Origin of the sequence: Actinosynnema sp. NPDC049800 (assembly GCF_040656635.1) — a bacterium.
GTDB lineage: Bacteria > Actinomycetota > Actinomycetes > Mycobacteriales > Pseudonocardiaceae > Actinosynnema.
The window spans coordinates 35,359-52,958 of the sequence record NZ_JBFAMT010000023.1 but is presented as its reverse complement, the minus strand read 5'-3'; the positions used below and the strand labels follow the sequence as shown (position 1 = coordinate 52,958).

General features: G+C 74.0%; 16 protein-coding genes. 8 read left to right on the top strand and 8 right to left on the bottom strand.

Annotated features, from left to right (window positions below; translation table 11 throughout):
• Positions 1-294: 294 nt before the first annotated feature.
• The 5 genes from AB0I91_RS24740 to AB0I91_RS24720 are packed head-to-tail and all read right to left on the bottom strand — an operon-like array spanning position 295 to position 6,502.
• Entirely contained in the window at positions 295-1,944 is a 1,650-nt protein-coding gene (locus AB0I91_RS24740; protein ID WP_499639045.1) for an ABC transporter ATP-binding protein, read from the bottom strand.
• A complete protein-coding gene (locus AB0I91_RS24735) occupies positions 1,941-3,605 on the bottom strand; it encodes an ABC transporter ATP-binding protein/permease (RefSeq protein WP_499639043.1) in 1,665 nt (554 codons plus the stop codon). The genes AB0I91_RS24740 and AB0I91_RS24735 overlap by 4 nt, the downstream gene beginning before the upstream one ends.
• A complete protein-coding gene (locus AB0I91_RS24730; RefSeq protein WP_498778523.1) occupies positions 3,602-4,600 on the bottom strand; it encodes an ABC transporter substrate-binding protein in 999 nt (332 codons plus the stop codon). The genes AB0I91_RS24735 and AB0I91_RS24730 overlap by 4 nt, the downstream gene beginning before the upstream one ends.
• The gene (locus tag AB0I91_RS24725; protein WP_498778522.1) at positions 4,593-5,393 is read right to left on the bottom strand and encodes an ABC transporter ATP-binding protein; all 801 of its coding nucleotides are present in this window, start codon (positions 5,391-5,393) and stop codon (positions 4,593-4,595) included. The genes AB0I91_RS24730 and AB0I91_RS24725 overlap by 8 nt, the downstream gene beginning before the upstream one ends.
• Positions 5,390-6,502 (bottom strand): FecCD family ABC transporter permease, encoded by a 1,113-nt coding sequence (locus AB0I91_RS24720; RefSeq protein WP_499639041.1) that lies wholly within the window; start codon positions 6,500-6,502, stop codon positions 5,390-5,392. Before AB0I91_RS24720 ends, AB0I91_RS24725 begins: the two co-directional genes overlap by 4 nt.
• 188 nt (positions 6,503-6,690) lie before the next feature.
• Between AB0I91_RS24720 and AB0I91_RS24715 the strand changes: the two genes are divergently transcribed.
• From AB0I91_RS24715 to AB0I91_RS24685, 7 genes are all read left to right on the top strand, one after another.
• On the top strand, positions 6,691-8,268 hold the full coding sequence (locus AB0I91_RS24715; RefSeq protein ID WP_499639039.1) for an ABC transporter substrate-binding protein: 1,578 nt from the start codon (positions 6,691-6,693) through the stop codon (positions 8,266-8,268).
• Positions 8,235-9,278: an ABC transporter permease gene (locus AB0I91_RS24710; RefSeq protein WP_499639037.1), complete on the top strand. Its 1,044-nt coding sequence runs from the start codon at positions 8,235-8,237 to the stop codon at positions 9,276-9,278. Before AB0I91_RS24715 ends, AB0I91_RS24710 begins: the two co-directional genes overlap by 34 nt.
• The gene (locus tag AB0I91_RS24705; RefSeq protein WP_499639035.1) at positions 9,271-10,158 is read left to right on the top strand and encodes an ABC transporter permease; all 888 of its coding nucleotides are present in this window, start codon (positions 9,271-9,273) and stop codon (positions 10,156-10,158) included. Before AB0I91_RS24710 ends, AB0I91_RS24705 begins: the two co-directional genes overlap by 8 nt.
• Positions 10,155-11,090, top strand: coding sequence for an ABC transporter ATP-binding protein (locus tag AB0I91_RS24700; protein ID WP_499639033.1), 936 nt, complete (start codon positions 10,155-10,157; stop codon positions 11,088-11,090). Before AB0I91_RS24705 ends, AB0I91_RS24700 begins: the two co-directional genes overlap by 4 nt.
• Entirely contained in the window at positions 11,072-11,743 is a 672-nt protein-coding gene (locus AB0I91_RS24695; RefSeq protein ID WP_498778516.1) for an ABC transporter ATP-binding protein, read from the top strand. Before AB0I91_RS24700 ends, AB0I91_RS24695 begins: the two co-directional genes overlap by 19 nt.
• 65 nt (positions 11,744-11,808) lie before the next feature.
• Positions 11,809-13,137: an MFS transporter gene (locus AB0I91_RS24690; protein ID WP_499639031.1), complete on the top strand. Its 1,329-nt coding sequence runs from the start codon at positions 11,809-11,811 to the stop codon at positions 13,135-13,137.
• 78 nt (positions 13,138-13,215) lie between these two features.
• On the top strand, positions 13,216-13,887 hold the full coding sequence (locus AB0I91_RS24685; protein ID WP_498778514.1) for a GntR family transcriptional regulator: 672 nt from the start codon (positions 13,216-13,218) through the stop codon (positions 13,885-13,887).
• A 42-nt stretch (positions 13,888-13,929) separates the two neighbouring features.
• Here AB0I91_RS24685 and AB0I91_RS24680 read toward each other — a convergent pair whose 3' ends face one another.
• Together AB0I91_RS24680 and AB0I91_RS24675 are read right to left on the bottom strand one after the other, a co-directional pair.
• A complete protein-coding gene (locus AB0I91_RS24680; protein ID WP_499617762.1) occupies positions 13,930-14,310 on the bottom strand; it encodes an SCO4402 family protein in 381 nt (126 codons plus the stop codon).
• 129 nt (positions 14,311-14,439) lie between these two features.
• Positions 14,440-15,063: a hypothetical protein gene (locus AB0I91_RS24675; RefSeq protein ID WP_499617761.1), complete on the bottom strand. Its 624-nt coding sequence runs from the start codon at positions 15,061-15,063 to the stop codon at positions 14,440-14,442.
• Between the two features lie 120 nt (positions 15,064-15,183).
• Between AB0I91_RS24675 and AB0I91_RS24670 the strand changes: the two genes are divergently transcribed.
• The gene (locus AB0I91_RS24670) at positions 15,184-16,383 is read left to right on the top strand and encodes a cytochrome P450 family protein (RefSeq protein ID WP_499617760.1); all 1,200 of its coding nucleotides are present in this window, start codon (positions 15,184-15,186) and stop codon (positions 16,381-16,383) included.
• On the opposite strand, the gene AB0I91_RS24665 is transcribed toward AB0I91_RS24670, so the two are convergent.
• Entirely contained in the window at positions 16,370-17,473 is a 1,104-nt protein-coding gene (locus AB0I91_RS24665) for a serine hydrolase domain-containing protein (RefSeq protein ID WP_498778509.1), read from the bottom strand. The genes AB0I91_RS24670 and AB0I91_RS24665 overlap by 14 nt on opposite strands.
• Between the last annotated feature and the right edge of the window lie 127 nt (positions 17,474-17,600).

Below are 17,600 nucleotides of genomic sequence, written 5' to 3'. Positions count from 1 at the left end.
GGCGACCCGCAACCCGCGCCCGGCAACGCCACCCTGCCATCACGACCCGCAACCTCGCGCTGAGCGACGCGGCCCTGCCTCGGGAGCCGCAACCCGCGCCCGGCAACGCAACCCTGCCATCGCGAGCCGCAGCCCCGCGCCGAGCGACGCCCCCGCCCCGGCGAGCCGCAACCCGCGCCCGGCAACGCCACCCTGCCATCACGACCCGCAACCCCGCGCCGAGCGACGCCGCCCTGCCATCGCGAGCCGCGCGAGCGATCCGAGGCCTGCGACCCGGGATCGGGAGCGGTCGGCTCAGTCGATGAGCCGGCCTTCCTCCAGGCGCACCGTGCGGTCGCAGCGGGCGAGGGTGGTGGGGCGGTGGGCGATGACGAGGATGCCCACGTCGTCGCCGGTCGAGGTGAGGGCGGTGGTGATGGCCGCGTCGGCGTCCGCGTCGAGGTTGGCGGTCGCCTCGTCCAGGACGAGCACGCGCGGTTCGGTCAGCAGGGCCCGGGCGACGGCGACCCGTGCCCGCTGACCGCCCGACAGCCCGGCCCCGGACTCGCCGACGGTCGTGTCGAGCCCGGCGGGGAAACCGGCGCCGGGGTCGAGGATGCCCGCCCGTCGCGCCGCCCGCTCGACGTCGAGGTCGCCGGCGTCGGGGCGGCCGAGCCGGATGTTGGTCGCGATCGTCCCGGCGAGCAGCCCCGGGTCCTGCGGCACGGCGCTGATCGCACCCCGCAGCTCGTCGTCGGCCAGGTCGGCGAGGTCGACGCCGTCGAGCGTGACGCGGCCGGCGTCGGGGTCCCACATCCGCACGGCCAGCAGCGCGCAGGTGGTCTTCCCCGCGCCGGACGGCCCGGTGAGCGCGACCCGCTCGCCGGGGCGGACGGTGAACGACACCTCCCGCAACGCGGGCGGCCCGTCGCCGTACCGGAACGTCACGCGGTCGAACACGAGACCGGTCGAGGCGGCACGTGGCGGCAGTCGCCGTGGCGCGACGGCTTCGCGGACGACCGGTCGCCGGTCCAGGACGTCGACGATGCGCCTGCCCGCCGCGCGCAGCGTGCCGAGGTTGCGCAGCAGGTCGGAGATCTGCGCGACGGGACCGAGCGCGGCGGTGGCCAGCACCATGGCGACCGGGGCGAGCACCCGGCCCACGGCGTCGAGGTTCACCGCGCAGACCGCGAGCGCCCCGATCGCGCTGAGGGACAGCGCGGCGTCCGTGACCGCGCGTTCCACCCCCGTCCGGGAGCCGATCCGAGCCTGCACGGCGGTCAGCACGCCGGTGTGCCGGTCGAGCGCGGCGGTTCGGCGGTCCAGCGCCCCGGCGGCGCTGAGCTCGTCCAACCCGCGCACGGTGTCGACCAGCTCGGCGTTGAGCGCGGCGGCGGCCTCGGTCAGCTCGACGCCCTGCCGGGCGCCCACCCGCCCGAACAGCCAGGGCAACGCCGCCGTCACGACCACGAACGGCACCCACACCAGCAGCAGCCACGGCGTCACGAGCAGCGACAGCGCGGTGGTGGCCACGACGAGCAGGGCGGAGGTGAGCGCCTGGGCCGCGGTGTGCGCGTAGAGCCATTCGAGGCGGTCGACGTCGGCGAAGGCGACGGAGGCCAGGTCGCCGCCGCGCCGGGGCGTGCGGCGATCGGGCAGGCTCACCCGGAGGCGGTCGAACACGCGGGCGCGCAGCGCGCCGATCAACCGGTAGGCCAGGTCGTGCGAGACCCACGACTCGCGCCACGTCATCACCGCGGTCAGCACCGCGACACCGGCCAGGACGACGGCCGCGGGCAGCAGCGGCGCGTCGCCGGTCGCGGCGGTCCGGCCGGCGAGCCACGTGCCGCCCACCGCCGTGCCCAGCGCGCCGAGCTGGGCGACGGCGTTGGCCGCGATGGTCCAGCCGAACGTGGCCCGTCGCTCGGCGACGACCGGCAGGAGGCGCCGGAGCGGGCCGCTCATCGCGGGGCCGCCGGCGACGTGATGGCGGCGACGCGGCCGGACTCGACGGTGACGATCGCGTCGGCGTCGCGCAGGGCGCTCTCGCGGTGCGCGATGACGATCCGGGTCGTGCCGGCGCAGTGCTCGGCGAGCCGGGTCAGGACGCGCTCCTCGGTGTCGACGTCCAGCGCGGAGGTCGCCTCGTCCAGCAGCAGCACGGGTGTCGCGGCGAGCACCGCCCTGGCGATGGCCAGCCGCTGCCGCTGGCCGCCGGAGAGCCGGGCGCCGTTCTCGGTGAGCTCGGTGTCGAAGCCGTGGGGGAGCGCCTCGATGAAGTCGAGGGCGTCCGCGACGTGCGCGGCGGCACGCACCTCCGCCGGCGTGGCGTCGGGCCGGGCGAGGCGCAGGTTCTCCGCCACGGTGCCGTGGAACAGGTAGGTGTGCTGGCCGACGACCCCGATGCTCGCGCGCAGCGCGGCGAGCGTGTAGTCGGTGATCGGGGTCCCGTCGAGCTCGATCGTCCCGTGCCGCGGGTCGACGTGCCGCACGACGAGCCGGGCGAGCGTGCTCTTGCCCGCGCCCGACGGGCCGACGATCCCGGTGACGCTCCCCGGCCGGCACTCGAAGTCGACGTCGGCGACACCGGCCCCGTTCGGGTACCGGTAGCCGACCTGCCGCAGCACGAGCCCGGCGCCCGGTCGGGCGGGCTCGGTGCGCGTGCCGGTGTCCGCGACGGCCGGGGGCGCGGTGAGGATCTCGTCGATGCCCTCGACCGCGCCGAGCCCCTGGTAACCGAGGTGCCAGTGGGCGGACAGGTCCAGCACCGGCCGGAAGCACTCCCTGGCGCACAGCAGGAACAGCAGCACGGACCCGGCGGGCCCGCCACCGCCGAGGACACCCGCGCAGGCGACGACGATGGTGGCGACCGTGCCCAGGTGCAACGCGAGCGCGCTGACGGCGGACTCCACGAGCGAGACCCGCAACTGCGTCATCGTGGAGCCGTGCAGCTCCTCGCCGCGCCGGGCGAGCGCGTCCCCGGTCCGCCGGCCCGCACCGAACACGCGCAGCACGCCGATCGCCTGCGTCGCCTCCAGGTAGTCCGCGGCGAGCTTCTCGTAGGCGCGCCAACGGGTCCGTCCCGTCCGGAGCAGCCGGGCGTCCCAGAAGCGGGGCACCACCACCGCGCACAGCACCGACCCGGCGAGGACCGAGGCGGCCGGCACGGAGACGGTGAACAGCCACCCGGCGACGGCGGCGGGCACGACGCAGGTCACCAGCAGCTGCGGCAGGTAGCGGCTGTAGTAGGCGTCGAGGGCTTCGACACCGTCCACGACGGTGTGCGTGATCGCGCCGGACCGCTCGCCCTGCGCCCACGCCGGCCCGAGCGAGGTGATGCGGCGCAGCAGCTCGCCGCGCAACCGGGTGCGGATGGCGATGCCGAACCTGGCGGCGGCGACCTCCCGCAGCCACAGCAGGGCCGCCCGCACCGCGACGACGCCGACCAGCGCCGCGATCAGCGGCGCGGCGGCGGCCCCGTCCCCGCCGACGAGGTCGGCGAGGACGGCCGCCGTCAGGACGGCTCCGGCGACGTGGCACGCCGACACCAGCGCCGACAGCACGGCGAGCAGCGCGATCGGCCCGGCGACGACGCCGGCCAGGTGCAGGAGCCTGCGGTGGATCACGGGGTGAAGGCGTCCGGGTGCAGCCGCTCCGCGATCTCCCGCACCACGGCGACGTTCCCGAGCGTGCCCGGGTAGGTGTCGGCGGCGTCGATCGCGATCAGCCGCCGCTCGCGCACGGCCGTCATGTCCGGGAACGTGCGGTTCAGGTACTCCACGGTCGTCCGCTCGTGCTCGGGTCCGTTGACCGCGAACACGAGCGCGTCCGGGTTCGCCGCGGCGAGCGCCTCGGGCGTGATCTGCGCGGCGAAGAACTTGGCGAACTGCGGGTCCTGCGGCGAGAACACGTTGTCCCCGCCCGCCCGGCGGATGATGTCGTACTCGATGCCCGCGCCGATCGCCGTCACGGTCGCGCCCTCCAGGTACACCTGGGCGACGGTCGGCTTGGCGCGGCCCGCGAGGGCGGTGTCCACCGCGGCCAGGTCGGCCTTGCCCTTCTCCACCAGGGGCCGGGCCCGGTCGGACGCGGCGAACACCTCGCCGAGGTTCTCCAGGTCGGTGAAGACGTCCTCGACCGTGCCGCTCATCCGCCGCTCGGCGCACCCGCCCGTGGCGACGTACGCCGCGACACCGGCCTGGCCCAGCTGCTCCAAGCTCGCGAAGCCCTGCTCGGCGGTGAACTCGTACATGGTCGGCGAGAACACGAAGTCCGGCCGCGCGTCCAGCAACCGCTCGCGGCTCGGCGGCCCGGACTCGCTCAGCACCGGCACGTCGGCGGCCAGGCCCGCCACGTCGTCGGGCAGCGGCGCGGTGGCCGTCTGCGCCTGCCCGACCAGCGAGTCCGCCAAGCCCAACCGCACCAGCAGCTCCGTCTGCGACGGGCTCAGCCCGACCGCCGCCTTCGGCACGCCCGGGACGGTGACCTCCCGGCCGCAGTTGGTGATCGTGACCGCCTGGCCGGCGGCGCTCGTGGCCGTGGTGGGGGTGACCGCGGAGCCGCAGCCGGCGACCAGCGCGGCGCCGACGCCGAGCGCGATCAGGGACGGTGTTCTACGCATGGATCTCATCTCCGTGCTCGGGGTGACCGCTGGGGTGGTCGAAGACCAGGAGGGGACGGCCGGTGCGCGGGTGCGTGAGCTGGTCGACGGCGACCCGGAACACGTCTTCGACCACGCGCGGCGCGAGCGCCTCGGCCGGTGGGCCGGCGGCGACGAGGCGGCCCCCGTCGAGCACGGCGATGTCGTCGCAGTGGGTCGCGGCGAGGTTGAGGTCGTGCAGCGCCGCGATGATCGTGCGGTCGAGGTCGGTCGCGATCCGCATCAGCTCGAGCTGGAAGGCGATGTCGAGGTGGTTGGTCGGCTCGTCCAGCACGAGGACGGGTGCGTCCGCGGCGAGCGCGCGGGCCAGCATCACCCGCTGCCGCTGCCCGCCGGACAGCCGGCCGATGGGCCGGTCGGCGACGTCGGCGGCGCCGACCCGGGTCAGCGCCGTCCACGCCAGGTCGAGGTCGGCGTCGGTGTCGCGGCCGAACCCGCGCTGGAACGGCACCCTGGCCAGCAGCACGGCGTCCAGCACGGTCAGGTCGAACTCGGTCGAGGTCTCCTGGGTCATCACCGCCACCGACCGCGCGACCTCCCGGCGGTCGGTGCGCCACACGTCCCGCCCGTCCAGCAGCACCCGGCCCGACGACGGCGCGACGGCCCGGTAGAGGGTGCGGAGCAGCGTGGACTTGCCGCTGCCGTTGGGGCCCACCAGCCCGAGGAACCGGCCGGGGCGGATCTCGACGTCCACGTCCCGCAGCACGTCCCGGCCGCCGAGGGCGACGCTGACGCGGTCGAAGCGCACCCTCATCGGTCGAGTCCCGCCTGGGCCGCCGTGTCCCGGCGCATCAGCCACAGGAAGAACGGCGCGCCGACGACCGCGGTGAGGATGCCGATCGGCACCTCGGCGGGTGCGGCGACCGTGCGCGACAACAGGTCGGCGACCATCAGGAACGCCGCGCCGCCGAGCACCGCCACCGGCAGCATCCGCCGGTGGTCCGCGCCGACCAGGATGCGCGCCACGTGCGGCACCACCAGGCCGACGAAGCCGATGCCCCCGCTCACCGACACGATCGACCCGGTCAGCAGGGCCGCGGTCACCAGGAGGACGGCGCGCAGCCGGTTCACGTCCACGCCCAATGCGGTCGCCGACTCGTCACCGGTCAGCAGCGCGTTCATCGCCCGTGTCCGGAACCCGACGACCGCGCAGGCCACCACGAACGCCGCCGCGGGCACCACGAGCGAGCCCATCGACGCCGCGGACACGCTGCCCAGCAGGAAGAACAGGACGCTGAACACGTTCTGCGCCTCGGTCGTCAACGTCAGGTAGCTCGTGACCGCGCTGAACAGCGAACCGAGGGCCACCCCGGAGAGGATCATCCTGGTCGGCGACAGCACGCCGCGGTGCCGGGCGGTCAGCGCGACGCACGCGCAGGCCACCAACGACCCGGCGAACGCCGCCGCGCCCAGCGGCAGACCGCCGACGGCGGCCGAGCCGAGCGTGATCACCAGGACCGCGCCGACCCCCGCCCCCGACGACACCCCGAGCAGGTAGGGCTCGGCCAACGGGTTGCGCACGATCACCTGCATGATCGCGCCGGCCAACGCCAGCCCCGCGCCCGCCAACCCGGCCAGCAGCGCGCGGGGCAGCCGGAACTGCCACACCGCCTGGTCCTGCAGCACGGTCAGGCTGCCGTCCGACATCCACGGCATGCCCGGCGCCAGGTGCCCGACCACGATCCGCCCCGCGTCCGCCAGGCCGACCTCGACCGTGCCGATCGAGCCGGAGACGACCAGCAGCACCGGGATCGCGAGCCCGAGCACCGCGACCGTCACCCTCTGCGTCAACCGTGACCGGCGGAGGAACACCTTGCGGTCACGCTCGACCGACGACGCGGCCGAGCGCGGACGAACAACCATGAGCGAACCGATCACTGTGCGGCGGGGGACCGCGGGAGCGTAACCGCACCTGATAACCGTTATCAACAGTGACGCCGGTCATGATCGGCGCGCGGATCCGTCATGACGCACGTCTCGCTTGCTGTTGCAAGTCACTTGCTGTTAGCTGCTATTGGCAATAGTTGACCTTCCCTGCTGAGGTGATGTGCGTGCGGCGGCTGCTGATCGGCGTCCTGGTGGCGGTTGCGCCGGCTTCGGCCTGCACCTCGCCGGACGGTGACGTCGCGGGCGACGCGGGGCGGTCGATCGTGATCGGGGCGGGCGGCGAGCCGGAGAACCTGAACCCGGTCCTCGGCTACGCGCCGGACGGCGCCTCGAAGGTCTTCGACGGGCTGGTGTCCCGGGACGCGCGGCTGGACCTCGTGCCCGCCCTGGCCCGGGAGCTGCCGACCGCTTCGGCGGACGGCCTGACCTGGACGGCGACCCTGCGCGAGGGCGTGGAGTTCACCGACGGCACCCCGCTGTCCGCGCAGGACGTCGTGTTCACCTACGAGGCGGTGCTCGACGCGAAGACCGACTCCACCATCGCGTCGCGCTTCGACGCGGTGGCCGACGTGACCGCGCCGGACGACCGGACCGTGGTGTTCCGGCTGACCCACCCCTACGCGCCGTTCGCCGAGCAGCTGACGCTGGGCATCGTCCCCCGCAAGGCTTTCGACGGCGTCGACGTCGACAGCGCGCCGTTCAACACCGCGCCCGTGGGCACCGGACCGTACGCGGTGGCCGAGTGGCGCAAGGGCGACCGGTTGGTCCTGAAGGCCAACGAGGACTACTGGGGCGGCGCGCCCGCGATCAAGACCGTGACCGTGGTGTTCGTGCCCGACGACAACGCCCGCGCCACGCGGATGGCGGCCGGGGAGTTCGACGGCACGGTCCTGCCGCCGAAGCTGGTGAAGTCCTACGCGGACCGGTCTGGCTACCGGGTCGTGCGCAACCCGTCGGCCGACTACCGCGGCCTCGGCCTCCCGTCCGAGCTGCCGTTCACCTCCGACGCGCGGGTGCGGCGGGCGATCAACCTCGCCCTGGACCGGCAGGCGATGATCGACACCGTCCTCGCGGGCGCCGGGACGCCGGCGGCCACCCCGATCTCGCCGCACCTGCGGGACTGGCACGACCCGGGCGCCACGTTCGCGCACGACACCGCCGAGGCCGAACGGCTGCTGGACGAGGCGGGCTGGCGCCGGGGAGCCGACGGCGCCCGGTCCCGGGACGGGCAGCCCGCCCGGTTGCCGATCCTGTACCCGGCGGCGGACGTGCTGCGCAAGGAACTGGCGCTGGCCGCGGCGAGCGACATCGCCAAGCTGGGCGTCGACGCGCCGGTCGAGTCCACCACGTTCGAGCTGATGCTCCAGCGGCAGAAGGAGGCCGCGAACGTCTGGGGCGGCGGCGACCCGTACGACCCGGACACCGCGGCCTACACGCTGCTGCACTCCCGGTACGCCGGTCAGCCCGGCTACCTGAACATGACGCACTACCGCAACCCCGCGGTGGACGCGGCGCTGGACACCGGGCGCCGCAGCCTCGACCCCGCCACGCGCGAGCAGGCCTACACCGACTTCCAGCGGGCCTACACCGCGGATCCCGGCTGGGCGTTCCTGGTGTTCCTCGACCACACCTACGTGCTGCGCGACCGGTGGGACGGCCAGGTCGAGCAGGTCGAGCCGCACGACCACGGGCTCGTGCACGCCGTGTGGTGGAACCTCGAACGCTGGACGCCGAAGCCGTGACGGCCACCCCGGTGGCGACCGCGCGGAACCGCGCGCGCCGCCGCGCCCTCGCCCTGCTCGTGCTGCGCAGGCTCACCTTCGCGGTCCCGGTGGTGCTGCTGGTCGGCTTCGCCGTGTTCGTGCTCGCCAAGGCGTCACCGTTCGACCCGGTCGAGCGCTACTTCGGGGTGCGCGTCATCGGCGCCTCCCCGGAACGGGTGGCGCAGGTGCGGGCGAACTGGGGCGTCGACCAGCCGGTGGTCGTGCAGTACCTGGCGTGGCTGCGGCACGCGGTCGCCGGCGACTTCGGCGACTCCTTGTCGATGCGGCAACCGGTGTCGCAGGTGATCGGCGAGCGGCTCGGCTGGTCGGTGCTGCTCGTCGCCGTCGCCTTCGTCCTGGCGCTGCTGCTCGGGCTGGTGCTGGGCACCGCCGCGGCCTGGCGCCAGGGCGGGTGGCTGGACCGGGCGGTCACCGCCACCGCCTACACGCTGGAAGCGGCGCCGGTGTTCTGGCTCGGGTTGGCCGCGCTGTCGGTGTTCGCGCTCGAACTGCGGTGGCTGCCCGGCGGCGGGCTCACCGACCCCGGCGCGGAGCCGGGGGTCGGCCAGGTCGCCCGGCACCTGGTCCTGGCGGTGTCCGTGCTCGCGCTGTCCCACGCGCCCTGGTACGTGTTGTTCGTCCGGCAGAGCCTGCTGGAGTCGTTCACCTCGGAGCACGTGATCGGCGCGCGGTCACGCGGTCTGCCCGATCACCTGGTGGTGTCCGGGCACGCGCTGCGCACGTCGCTGCTGCCGTTCCTGACCCTGGTCGGCTCCCGGCTGCCCGAGCTGATCACCGGGGCGCTGCTGGTGGAGACCGTGTTCTCCTGGCCGGGTATCGCGCGGGCCACCGTCGACGCCGCCCTCGACGTGGACTTCGCGCTGCTGGGCGCGCTCACCGTGCTCGCCACCGCGGTGGTGCTCTTGGGCAACCTGCTCGCCGACGTGCTCTACGCGCTGGCCGATCCGAGGGTGGGTCTCGATGGTTGACAGCCCGGTCTGGCGGCCCGTGCCGCGATCACGCGTCGCCGCCGCGAGCACGGCCCGATCACCGCGCCGGCGGCTGGTCCCCGCCGCGGTGGTCCTCGGCGTGCTGGTGACCGCCGCACTGGTGGTGCCCCTCGTGGTCGACCTCAACCAGCAGTACGTCGACCTGGCCTCGGCCAACCGGCCGCCCTCGGCGGCGCACCCGTTCGGCACGGACGAACTCGGCCGCGACGTCCTGCTGCGCTGCGTCTACGCGCTGCGGGTGTCGCTGGGCGTGGGTCTGTTCGCCGCCCTCATCTCGTCCGTGGTCGGCACGGCGGTCGGCGCGCTCGCGGGCGCCGTCGGCGGGTGGCCGGACCGGGTGCTGATGCGGCTGGTCGACACCGTCGCGTCGGTGCCGCACCTGCTGCTCGGCATCGTGATCGTCGCCGTGCTGCGGCCGAGCCTGACCGCCGTGGTGATCTCCATCGGGCTGACGCACTGGTTGACCTCGGCGCGGATCGTGCGCTCCGAGGTGCTCTCCCTGCGCGGGCGGCCCTTCGTCGACGCCGCGGTCGTCGGCGGGTCGTCCCGCGCGCGCGTGCTCGTCCGGCACCTGCTGCCCAACATCGCACCGCAGGTGCTGCTGGCCACCACGCTGATGATCCCGCACGCGGTGTGGCACGAGACCGCGCTGTCCTTCCTCGGGCTGGGCCTGCCGCCGCACGCCGCCAGCATCGGCAACATGATCAACGACGCGCAGCGGTCCCTGCTCTCCGGCGGCTGGTGGATGTCGCTTGCGCCCGGCGTCGTGCTGATCGCCGCCACCCTGTCCGTCGCCGGCCTCAGCGGTGTCTGGCGGGACCGGCTCAACCCCCGGCGCCGATCGGAGCTGACGTGGTGACCGAACTCGTGCTCGACCACCTGTCCGTGCGGTTCAGCCTGCCCGGCGCCACCGTGGCCGCGGTCAACGACGTGTCGCTGCGGGTCCGGCCGGGCGAGTGCGTCGCGCTCGTCGGCGAGAGCGGCTGCGGCAAGACCGTGCTGGCCAACGCACTGCTCGGGTTCCTGCCCGGCAACGCGCAGACCTCCGGCATGGCGGCGCTGACGGGCGACGGACCACCGCTGGACCTGCTCACCGCGCCCGACGCGGTGCTGGCCGCGACCGTCCGCGGCCGTCGCATCGGCCTCATCCCGCAGAGCCCGGCGTCCCACCTCACCCCGGTGCGCACGGCCCGCGCCCAGCTGGAGGAGGCGGTGCGCGTGCACCACCCCGAAGGGACGGCGACCCGTGACCACGCCCACCGCCTCGCCGCCCGGGCCGGCCTCGTGCCCGACGACCTCGACCGCTACCCGCACGAGCTGTCCGGCGGCATGGCGCAGCGCGTCGCCAACGCGCTGGCCCTGGTCGGCGACCCGTGGTTGCTCATCGCCGACGAACCGACCACCGGCCTGGACCGGCACCTGGTCGACGGCTTGATCGAGGAGTTCCGCCGCATGGTCGCCGACGGCCGCGCCGTCCTGCTCATCACCCACGACCTGGCCGCCGCCCAGCGCGTCGCCGACCGCATCGCGGTCATGTACGCGGGGCGGGTCGTCGAAGCCGGTCCCGCGGACCGGGTGCTGGACGCCCCGCGCCACCCGTACAGCGCCGGTCTGGTCAACGCCCTGCCCGACCGGGCGTTCACCCCGATCCCGGGCCTGCCGCCGCTGCTCACCGACCTGCCGCCCGGCTGCGCCTTCGCTCCCCGCTGCGACCGCGCGGCCCCGGTGTGCGCCGCGCGCCCCGCCCTCGCCGACGACCGGCACGCCGTCGCGTGCCACCTGCCGTGCTGACCGGGCTGACGGCCGACGCGATCACCGCCGGCTACGACCCCGCGCACCCCGTCCTCACCGACTTCACGCTGACCGTCCCACCGGGACGGACCGTCGGCCTGGCCGGCCCGAGCGGCAGCGGCAAGTCCACCCTCGCCCGCGTCCTGGCCCTGCTGCACGCGCCCTTCACCGGCGCCGTCCACCTCGACGGCGCTCCCGTGACCGCCTACCGCCACCGCGCGCCGCGGCGGCAGCGCACCCGCATCGGCGTCCTCTTCCAACAACCACGCCTGTCCGTCGACCCGCGGATGACCCTGCGCACGGCGATCGCCGAGCCCTTGCGCGCCAACGGCCGCCCGGCCGACGCCGTGGACGAGCTGGCCGACCGGGTGATGCTCACCCCGGAACTGCTGACCCGCCGGCCGCACGAGGTCAGCGACGGCCAGCTCCAACGAGCCTGCCTGGCCCGCGCGCTGGCGCTGGGCCCCGCGTACCTGATCTGCGACGAGATGACCACCATGCTGGACGCCTCCACCACCGCCGCCCTCGTCACCGTCATCCGCGACTACCAGCGGCGGACCGGCGCGGGCGTCCTGGCGATCTCCCACGACGCCGTGCTGCTGCGCCACTGGGCGGACGAGGTCGTGACGCTGCCCGGCGCCGCCACGAGCTGACCTCCGCCGACCTCTCGTCGGTCGGCGGATTGACGAACGGCCCCGCGCCGGCCTTGGATCCGATCATGTCGAAGCGGCCGACCGCTGTGGGCGACCGGGTGCCGGCCAAGGTCGCCGTCCGGATCCTCCCGTTCCTGGCACTGCTCTACTTCGTCAACTACCTCGACCGCGTCAACATCGGGTTCGCCGCGCCGAACGGGCTCAACGACGAGCTCGGGCTCACCGCGACCGCGTTCGGGTTCGCCTCCGGCATCTTCTTCCTCGGCTACCTGCTGCTGGAGGTGCCGAGCAACCTCGCGCTGCACCGGTTCGGCGCGCGCCGCTGGCTGGCCCGGATCATGGTCAGCTGGGGCGTGGTGGCCACCGCGATGGCCTTCGTGCCCAACGCGGCCACCCTGGTGGTGCTGCGGTTCCTGCTCGGCGTCGCGGAGGCCGGGTTCTTCCCGGGGATCATCCTCTACCTGACGTACTGGTTCCCGGCCGCGCAGCGCGCGAAGGCGGTCGCGCTGTTCATGGCGGCGGTGCCCGTCTCCTCGGCGATCGGGTCCACTGTGTCCGGTCTGCTCATCACGCACGGCGACGGCGTGTTCGGGCTGTCCGGCTGGCGGTTCATGTTCCTGGTCGAGGGCGTGCCGGCGATCCTGCTCGCCTTCGTCACCTGGTTCTACTTGACCGACCGGCCGGAGCGGGCCACGTGGCTCACCGAGGACGAGCGCCGCTGGCTCGCCGAGGAGTTGGACGCCGAGCGCCGCGCGAAGGAGGCCGAGCACCACTGGCCGTTGCGCAAGGCGTTGCTGCACCCGCGGATCCTCGGGCTGGCGTTCGTCTACTTCGCCATCGCCTACGGCCTGTACGCGCTGGGGTTCTTCCTGCCGACCATCGTCGCCGGGTTCGGCCGGCAGTTCGGCACGACGCTGACCGTGCTGCAAGCCGGAATGGTGACCGCCGTCCCGTACGCGGTCGCGGCGATCGTGATGGTGTTCTGGGCGCGTCACGGCGACCGCGCGGACGAGCGGAAGTGGCACGTGGTGCTGCCGATGCTGGTCGGCGGGTGCGCCATCCCCATCGCGCTCTACCTCGGCAACCCGTACGCCGCGATGGTCGCGGTCACCGTGTGCGCGGTCGGCGTGTGCTGCGCGCTGCCGACGTTCTGGGCGCTGCCGTCGAGCTTCCTGTCCGGCACGGCCGCGGCGGGTGGGATCGCGCTGATCAACTCGCTCGGCAACATCAGCGGGTTCGCCGCGCCCTACGTCACCGGCTGGCTGCGTGACTTCACCGGCAGCCAACGTGCGGGCATGTGGATGGTGGGCGCGTGCATGGTCGCCGGCGCCCTCTTGGCCCTTGCGCTGGGGGCCAAGCCGGAACAACGCCGCCCGGTCTCCCGCACACCGTGACCGGACCGCTCGACCGGGGTCTGCGGGCCGTGGACGTTATACTCTATAACCGGGCCCGAGGACGGGAAGTGGTGGACGATGGCGGAGCCGACCGGGCCGTACGAGACGAAGAGCGAGTACGCGTACGGCCGGCTGCGACGGTGGATCCTCAGCGGCGAGCTCGCGCCCGGATCGGGCATCAACCAGTTCACGTTGGCCAAGGCCATCGGGATCAGCACGACGCCGCTGCGTGAGGCGCTCAAGCGCCTGAAGGGCGAAGGCCTGGTCGAGCTGGACGCGCACCGCGACGCCCGGGTCACGCCGTTGCGGGCGGAGGAGGCCCGGGACCTGCTGGAGCTGCGGCGCGCGCTCGACCCGCTCGCCGTCGCGTTGGCGGCCGAACGGCGGACCGACGCCGACATCGCGGCGATCCGCGAGGCGGCGGACGGGCTGCACGCGCTGCCGGACAACCCCGATCAAGAGGACCTGGCGGCCCACCGGCGTTTCCACTCGGCCCTGTACCGGGCGTCGCACAACGTGCTGCTGGTCGAGACGCTGGACGGCCTGTGGGACAAGTCCGACCGCTACCGGCGGATGGCGCTGGAGGTCGACCGCGGTGACGCGGCGCGGGCGAAGACGGACCACGAGCACCGCGCCCTGGCCGACCTGGTGGTGGCCGGTGACGCCGAGGGCGCGTCGGCCGTGATGCGCGAGCACGTCGACACGAGCCTCGGCGCACAGGCCGCGTGGCGCCTGCGCGAGGAGCGCTGACCGCGCCGGGCCGACGCGCACCGCGGAGTTCCCCCAGGCTGTTCAGCGGGACTGGGCGTCATTCGCGACCAGCAGGCGGTGGGCCGCGCCGGCGTTGGCCATGACGTCGGACCAACGACGGTGGGCGAGGTACTCGACATCGGGACGCACCGGCCCGAGTTGGCCGAGGACCGCGAGCAACGGCTCGAGCACCGCCTTGATCGCGGCCACCTCCTCGCCGTCGCGCAGTCGGTAGCCGATGTCCTCCGACGGATCGCGCAGGTCCCAGAACGTGTCGTCGACCAGCCAGTGGACCGCGTCCGTCAGTGCGCCGCCCTGCTGTTCGACGGTCTGCGGGGTGAGCGTGGCGAACCGCTCCAAGGCGACGATCACGTCACCACGCAGCCCTGGGTACTGCACTTCCCCGGGAGATTCATCATTCACGGCGTCACCTTAAGTCGGACAGTCGCGCCGCGACCGACCGGCCGGGGGAACGCCGGCCGCTTCGGTGACACTGGAGCCGGCGCAGCGGGCCGACGGCACGCCGCCGGGGACGATCACCGGTTTCCGACCTCAGGCAGGCATCGAGTCCCCGCACAGGAACGCGTACAGGGCGTCGCCCGTCGGCACCGGCTGGTCGGGGTTGTGCCGCACCAGCCACAGGCACGCGTCGTCGGCCATGCCGTACAGGTCGAAGTTCTCGCCCTGCGCGAGCACCACCAGGCAGTCGCCCACCCGCCAGACCGCGTGGTGCCACTCGTCGTCGTGCGTGCCGACGACGTGCGGCTCGCCGAGGCGGTCGGTCAACCGCGCCACGGCCTCGGCGTGCCGCGCGTCGAACTCGGCCCGCGTCGCGAGCGCGTCGGCCGACCACGGCGCGACGCCGGCGGACACGAGGTCGCGCACGTCCTGGTCTTCGGGGTCGTGCTCGTCGAGGTAGGTGGCGAACGCGTGGAAGAAGCCGATCACCTCGTCCGGGTCGAACCGCATCGCCACGCTGACCCAGCGGTGGTCGTCGACGTCGAAGCGGTACTCGGCCGCGCCGTAGACCTCCTCCGCCAACGACCGCCCCTCGGGTAGCGGCCACCCCGCCGCCACCCACGCGTCGTCCAACCCCGCCCGCGCCCACGACGAGCCCGCCAACGCCAAGACCCCGTCGACCGTCCGGTCGTCCAGGGGGAGCCACACCAGTGCCATGCGCCGAACCTAGGGGCACGGGGGCCGAACGCGTGAACCCCGTTGCCCGGCGGGACATGTCCGCTGCACAACCCGCACAGCGCCTTGTACGGATAGTGATCATGCGGTAGCGATGAGTGCATGGAAACCTACGTGCTCGACCCGGCCGGCCGCGACCTCCAGCGCGAGGCGGCGGAGTTGCGCGCCTGCGGACCGGCGACCCGGGTCGCGCTGCCCGGTGGGGTGGAGGCGTGGTCGGTCGGCGACCTCGGCCTGCTGCGCGGCCTGCTCGCCGATCCGCGCGTTTCCAAGGACGCCCGCCGGCACTGGCCCGCCCTGGCGGGCATATCGCCGGACTGGCCGCTGTACCTCTGGGTCACGTCGCACAACATGTTCACCGCCTACGGCGCCGAGCACCGCAGGCTGCGCCTGTTGATCTCCAAGGGGTTCACCGCCCGGCGGACCGAGGCGCTGCGCCCGCGGGTCGAGGAGATCTCGGCCGACCTGATCGAGCGGCTCGCCGCCGGACCGGACGTGGTCGACGCACGCGCCGAGTTCGCCTACCCGCTGCCGATCGAGGTCATCTGCCGGCTGATGGGCGTGCCCGACGACGCCCGCCCGGAGCTGCGCCGGATCGTGGACAGCCTGTTCGCCACCACGACGACGCCCGAGGAGGCGATGGCCAACCAGGTCCGGCTCTACGAGATCCTCGACGACGTGGTCGCGGCCAAGCGGGCGGCGCCGGGCGACGACCTGACCAGCGGCCTGATCGCCGCCCGGGACGAGGGCGACGCCGGGCTGACCGAGGCCGAACTGGTCGACACCCTCATCCTGATGATCGCCGCCGGTCACGAGACCACCGTCAACCTCCTGGACCAGGCCATCACCGCGCTGCTCACGCACCCCGACCAGCTCCACCTCGTCCGCTCCGGCGAACGCTCCTGGGGCGACGTGATCGAGGAGACGCTGCGGTGGCAGGCGCCGGTGGCGAACCTGCCGCTGCGCTACGCCGTCGAGGACATCGAGCTGGCCGGCGTGACGATCCGGCGGGGCGAGGCGATCCTCGCGGCCTACGCCGCCGCCGGGCGCGACCCGGCGGTCCACGGCGACAGCGCCGGGCGGTTCGACCTCACGCGTGCGGACAAGACGCACCTGTCGTTCGGCCACGGCGTCCACCACTGCCTGGGCGCGCCACTGGCCCGCATCGAGGCCGAGGTGTCGTTGCCGGCGTTGTTCGACCGCTTCCCGGACCTCGCGCTCGCCGTGCCCGCCGACGAGCTGGAACCCGTCCACTCGTTCATCTCCAACGGGCACCTCGCGCTGCCGGTCAGGCTGAGGTAGCGAGCCCGTTGTAGGCGGCCAGCACGAGGCCGAGGCCGCGGTTGTCGCCCAGCGTGCCCTCCTCCAGCATCTGGTTCATCGCGTACGCCACGGTCAGCCGGGTGTCCAGGTCGACCACCACGACCGAACCGCCCCACCCGCCCCAGGAGCACGTCCGACCCTCGACCCGGTAGCCGAGGCCGTACCGGATCGGCACGTCCAGGTAGTGGTCCACGCCCCGGAACTGCTCCTCCAGCACCCGGCGGCACCCGGCCTCCGACAGCAGCCGCACGCCGCCGACCGAGCCGCCGCACGCCAGCACCGACTGCACGAGGCCGACCGACCTCGCGTTGCCGTGCCCGCCCGCGGACGGGACCTCGGCCCGGCGCCAGGCGGCGGTGTTGGCGTCCTGCGCCACGATGGCCGGGTTGGGCTCCTCGCCGTCCAGGCCCGGCGCCGCGATGTCGGACTTGCCCGGCGGCGGGATCACGGGGGCGACGCGGTGGTCGTGCTCGGCGGGCAGGCCGATGTGGAAGTCGGCGCCGAGCGGCCCGGCCACCTCCTCGGCGAAGAACGCGCCGAGGGTGCGGCCGGTGACGCGGCGGACCACCTCGCCGATCAGGAACCCCTGCGTCAACGGGTGGTAGCAGCCGACCGCGCCCGGTTCCCACCGGGCGGGCTGCGCGGCCAGCCGTGCCGTCGCGTCCTCCCAGTCGAACAGGTCGGGCACGGTGATCGGCTCGGTCCACGTCGGCAGACCGGCGGTGTAGCCGAGCACGTGCCGCACCCGCACGCCGCCCTTGCCCGCCGCGGCGAACTCCGGCCAGTACTCGGCGACCGGCGCGTCCAGGTCGATCACGCCCCGGTCGGCGAGCATCAACGCGCACAGCGCCACCATCGTCTTGGTGGTGGACCAGACGTTGACGATCGTGTCGCGCTCCCACGGCTTGGTGCGCGCCACGTCGACGTGACCGCCCCAGAGGTCGACCACCGGCTCGCCGTCCACGTACACCGCGACCGACGCGCCGACGTCGACCTCGTCCAGTGACGCCGCGAAGGCGTCGCGCACCCCGCCGAACCGGTCGTCGCACGTGCCCTGGATCTCCGCCACCGCCGGAACGTAACGCCACCCGCCCGCGCCCGGCGACCGCTTTGTTGCTCTACCGAGCGGTGGTCCACCCCGACCGAGACGATCACGCTGCGCTGTTCGGCCCAACCTCCCTTCCGCGACGCGCAGG

What these genes read in the sequence shown, in the direction of transcription:
- AB0I91_RS24670 (WP_499617760.1), top strand. Translation starts at nt 15,184, where the DNA reads ATGGAAACCTACGTGCTCGACCCGGCCGGCCGCGACCTCCAGCGCGAG.
- AB0I91_RS24730 (WP_498778523.1), bottom strand. Translation starts at nt 4,600, where the DNA reads ATGCGTAGAACACCGTCCCTGATCGCGCTCGGCGTCGGCGCCGCGCTG.
- AB0I91_RS24720 (WP_499639041.1), bottom strand. Translation starts at nt 6,502, where the DNA reads ATGGTTGTTCGTCCGCGCTCGGCCGCGTCGTCGGTCGAGCGTGACCGC.
- AB0I91_RS24725 (WP_498778522.1), bottom strand. Translation starts at nt 5,393, where the DNA reads ATGAGGGTGCGCTTCGACCGCGTCAGCGTCGCCCTCGGCGGCCGGGAC.
- AB0I91_RS24675 (WP_499617761.1), bottom strand. Translation starts at nt 15,063, where the DNA reads ATGGCACTGGTGTGGCTCCCCCTGGACGACCGGACGGTCGACGGGGTC.
- AB0I91_RS24740 (WP_499639045.1), bottom strand. Translation starts at nt 1,944, where the DNA reads ATGAGCGGCCCGCTCCGGCGCCTCCTGCCGGTCGTCGCCGAGCGACGG.
- AB0I91_RS24705 (WP_499639035.1), top strand. Translation starts at nt 9,271, where the DNA reads ATGGTTGACAGCCCGGTCTGGCGGCCCGTGCCGCGATCACGCGTCGCC.
- AB0I91_RS24685 (WP_498778514.1), top strand. Translation starts at nt 13,216, where the DNA reads ATGGCGGAGCCGACCGGGCCGTACGAGACGAAGAGCGAGTACGCGTAC.
- AB0I91_RS24690 (WP_499639031.1), top strand. Translation starts at nt 11,809, where the DNA reads ATGTCGAAGCGGCCGACCGCTGTGGGCGACCGGGTGCCGGCCAAGGTC.